This is a genomic window from uncultured Nostoc sp. (assembly GCF_964245445.1).
Taxonomy (GTDB): domain Bacteria; phylum Cyanobacteriota; class Cyanobacteriia; order Cyanobacteriales; family Nostocaceae; genus Nostoc.
The window spans coordinates 1-4331 of the sequence record NZ_CAXTNE010000435.1; the positions used below are offsets into that span (position 1 = coordinate 1).

A 4331-nucleotide genomic window follows, 5' to 3' on the forward strand; every position below is an offset into this window, starting at 1 on the left:
GTTGAGAAGTCCATTTCATCATTTTTTAAATCTTATTTAGCGACAAGTCTAATATATCTGGACAAGAAAATAATTTACCAGTGCGAGACTTGGACGGTAACAAAGAACCAGAAATAATTGCCGATTTCTTTACAGGTGGAGCGCACTGTTGCACTTATTCATTAATTTATCGCTATGACAATAAATCCCAAAAGTATATTAAGATTCGTCATGAATGGGGCAATGGTGGCTATCGGCTCAGAGATTTAAACAAAGATGGACTGCCAGAGTTTGATAGCCAAGACGATCGCTTTGCCTATGCTTTTACAGCTTATGCTGGTTCTGGCTACCCCCTGCAAATTTGGCATTATCGCCAAGGGAAAATGGTTGATGTGACTCGTCGCTATCCCAAATTAATTTCCAATCATGCCTCAGAGCTATGGCAAACTTATACCCAGGTACGGCAACAAGGCGATGATGGCAAGGGCTTTTTAGCAGCTTATTTGGCTGATAAATATCTGCTGGGTCAAGGACAGGATGGTTGGCAGCAAGTGCAGCAAGCTTACAAAAACAGTGACCGCACCAAATATTTCGCCGATTTACGTAAGTTTTTACGTGAAACTGGCTATATTAGATAAAATTACTTTTTTTCCTCTTTTAATTCACGTCGTGCTGCTGCTAAAATTATGCGCTGTTCAGCACGAGCGATCGCCTGGTATGTTCGCTCTACTGCTTCCGGTTCAACGGAAATGGATGTTATGCCACATTCCACTAACTTATCGATAATTTCTGGATAGATGGCTGGTGCTTGACCGCAGATTGAACAAGGTATACCGGCACTTTTAGCCATTTGGATCAGTTGAGCGATCGCACTCATAACTGCCGGATGACGTTCATTAAATACTTTTCCTAGCTGTCCTTGCTCTCGATCCACTCCGAGCAATAATTGGGTCAAATCATTTGTACCAATAGAAATTCCAGCTGCACCTGCTTTGACATATTCTGGCAGTAAAAACAGGACGCTTGGCACTTCTGCCATCATCCACAATTGAAACTGTGACACCTCAGTTAAAAGAGCTTGCTCAACTTTACGACGGCAAAAGACAAATTCTTCCACAGTCCGCACAAAAGGCAACAGTAGATTTACATTGCTGTAACCAGCTTGCTGTACACTCGCTAAAGCTTGCAGTTCCAATTCAAAGACTGCGGGATTTCGTAAGTAGCTGAAAGTACCACGTTCACCCAACATCGATTGTGTTGCAGATTGTAAATTATCACTCAATGATGGTAAATCCTGCGGCCAATCTAAAGAACGATAAAAAACTGGTCTTGGTGCAAAGGCACGGGCAAACTGGATAATCTGCTCAGACCATAGCTCTAACAATTCTGCTTCCCGCCCACCTAAAATCCAACTATTAGGATGTTGCCCATCTAATATATTTAGTACCATCAATTCTGAGCGCAACAATCCTACTCCATCCACAGGAAAGCTTTGCACTTGTTCTATTAAACTGGACTGGCTCAAGTTAACCAGCAGTTGGGTAGCAATCATAGGTAGATGAGAAGTAACAGGACGGGATGGGGAGATAGGGGAATGGAGAGGATTTTCTGCGACTTTCCTCCTCTCCATCTCTTTTTCTCTCCCACTTTCCCCTTCTGCTTTGATCCGATAAACTTCTCCTCTGTCGCCATCGAGTAGCAGTCGTTCGCCAGTTTGGATTAAGCTTGTAGCAGATGTTGCGTTAACTACTGCTGTGATACCTAATTCTCTGGCAAGAATTGCAGCGTGGCTAGTTAATCCGCCTTGTTCAGTAATAATACCACCAACTTGGTGCAGTAATGGTAACCAATCAGGTGCGATCGCTGCTATTACTAAAATCACTCCCTTGGGTAATTGTTCGGGTTTGTGTTGCGGATTATTAATTACTAAGGCAGTCGCCACAACACGTCCTCCTGCCGCCCCTATTCCTCTAATGAAGTGTCCGTGGTTAATTATAGATTGGGGAGAACTAACTTGTGTTATGTAGAGCTTGTCATATGTAGTTTGTTGGGCGATAGTCCATTTAATGGTAAAGCTTTTACCCAGTTCACTCACCAATTGAGTTCCTAGAGCAATTATTTGTTGTATATATTCTTCTTGTAAAGCGTACTGTTTTTGTTGGGCTTCCTGAATTAAGTAGGTACTTAGACAAGTGTGATCTGATGTTAGCGCTGACTTGGGCACGGGTTGCGAAAAAGCTCCAGGTGCTGCATCATCCACACCATAGGCGAGCATTTTATTGCCCAACTGCTGCTCAAGCACAATCCCGGTTGCTTGTTGAATGTAGTAAACATCTGGCTGGACTTCGCCAAGAGCGATCGCAATTCCTAATCCCCAAGTAGCTTCAATTTCCCATCTAGAGGAGTTGGCACTCAGCAAGCCACTGGCGATCGCATTCTCAACAGGTTGAACCAAAACCGCTAAACTGATTTGTTGCAGGTTAATTCCTGAGTGCTGCCAATATAGTAGACTTCTAGCACGAAATATCTGACTCCAGGTACGCTTGAGGGCAAAAGCGATCGCTTCTGGTTCGCACTGGCAAAACACCGACTCCAGCAAACCAGATATATTCTTTATACTTGAAGTAGCATTTGATACTGCTAAAGTAGGTCGAAGAATCAAACAGCTAGTTTGCCATTCTCTAGCTGCTTGGAAAATTGTACTTACCCAATCCTGTGGTACAGTTGCAGTGAGAATTTCTTGGCGCAAGCGACCTGCTACCTGCTGAAGTTGACGCCAATTAGCTACATCTAGATGTAATGAAGAATAGGGTAAATCAGCCACTAATGACTCTGAACTATTGAGATTTTCGAGAAATTGTCGCAAAATCTCTGCTGAAACGACAAAACCAGGCACCACCGGATAGCCACGCTGCATGATTCTGCTCAAGTAAAACGCTTTGTCACCTACTTTGGCGCGGTCTTGTAGTTTAATTTGGTCTAGCCAGTAGAGTTTGTCCACTCAATTTGTTAGTTGTCAGTTATTTATTTGTAGCCATAGCCATTTCCTTTTAGTACATTATCAGTCGTAAATCCACTGACTCCCTACTAAAAGAGGAGTTTCCAGCATTTACGTTTAATTTGCCGACCTTATTAGTGGTTAATTGCCAGTTACATGATGTACTGCTAGAATTCAACTCTTTTGTAATTTAAATATTTTCCTTCATTTAGCCTCTCTTCCCTAAAATCGGGGGTTTAGTTGTTTGAGCGAGTTGTAGATGGCAGTATCATATTTAATTATTGAGTGTATGGGTTAAATCTAGCAATTTAAGGTAAAACTTTATAGTTCAGTCATTTTAAATAGTTAAAAACCCTATTTAATAAACTTAAAATTTATTTTTGACCAAAATAATATCTTATTGGTAAATAATCCTAAGAAGCTAAGAGATTAAGTTGTACCAAAAAAGTATTCACGAATTCATAGAATCGAAATATGATATAGGCTATTAAATTGCACTCATTAAATTAGACTCCATCAATAAAAGATTAAAATATTTTTGCACTATTTTTGTAAAAATATTATTAATTAACCTAGTACAGGTCGGCGATAATAAACTTACCATTTCATTACAGCCAGAAAGCCTAAAATTAAAGCGTGCGTGAATTTTGACACTTTGACTCCTTTCGACTGCCCTCAAGCAAGTCGCTCAGTGTTAACTTTTGGCTTCCGCCTTTCGGTACTAGTAGCTGTGGCGAAAGTTTGCCTACCTTTAACAATGGGATTTTGCTTGAAGTCTTGTTAATTTATATGTATAGTACCTAGATTTATGCCGTGCTGTACTAATATATAAAGTTTTCTACACCAGACTAAGCATTGTCAAACACTTACTATCTTGCAACTAATGATTGGCTAAATATCAGCTTCAGGCTGTGCCTTGCATTGCTTATTGGAGCAATTATCGGCTTAGAACGCCAAATTAGGCGTAAACCAGCCGGTTTAAGAACTCACATGCTGGTGAGTTTCGGTTCAGCCGTGTTTACTCTTATAATTATTCAAACAGATGGGTCACTGTCGAGCCGTGATGCACTTAGCCGCGTGATTCAGGGGATTGCAGCCGGTGTAGGATTTCTCGGTGCTGGAGAAATTGTGCGCCAATCTTCTCAAGAATCACAGCGACTTGAAATTCACGGACTCACATCAGCAGCAGCTATTTGGGTTTCGGCTGCTTTGGGAATTGCTGCTGGCTGTGGTTTGTGGCAGTTAGCATTAATCGGTGCTTTGCTGACTTTTTTAGTTCTCACCGTTTTTAAAAGGTTAGAAAAACGTGATTAGTCAAAGAAGAGGAAAGGGGGCAGGGGGCAGGGAGCAAGGG

General features: G+C 41.4%; 3 protein-coding genes. 2 read left to right on the forward strand and 1 reads right to left on the reverse strand.

Going from position 1 to position 4331, the window contains the following annotated elements:
• The first annotated feature begins 80 nt into the window (after positions 1–80).
• Positions 81–617 carry a hypothetical protein gene (locus ACFE90_RS36725; protein ID WP_375507163.1) on the forward strand — a complete coding sequence of 179 codons (537 nt, stop codon included), beginning with the start codon at positions 81–83 and terminating at the stop codon, positions 615–617.
• A gap of 2 nt (positions 618–619) precedes the next feature.
• Here the strand turns inward: ACFE90_RS36725 and ACFE90_RS36730 are convergent, their stop codons facing one another.
• Positions 620–2980: a putative PEP-binding protein gene (locus ACFE90_RS36730; protein WP_375507164.1), complete on the reverse strand. Its 2361-nt coding sequence runs from the start codon at positions 2978–2980 to the stop codon at positions 620–622.
• Between the two features lie 852 nt (positions 2981–3832).
• Here ACFE90_RS36730 and ACFE90_RS36735 point away from each other — a divergent pair.
• Positions 3833–4291, forward strand: coding sequence for an MgtC/SapB family protein (locus ACFE90_RS36735; RefSeq protein WP_375507165.1), 459 nt, complete (start codon positions 3833–3835; stop codon positions 4289–4291).
• Positions 4292–4331: the final 40 nt, after the last annotated feature.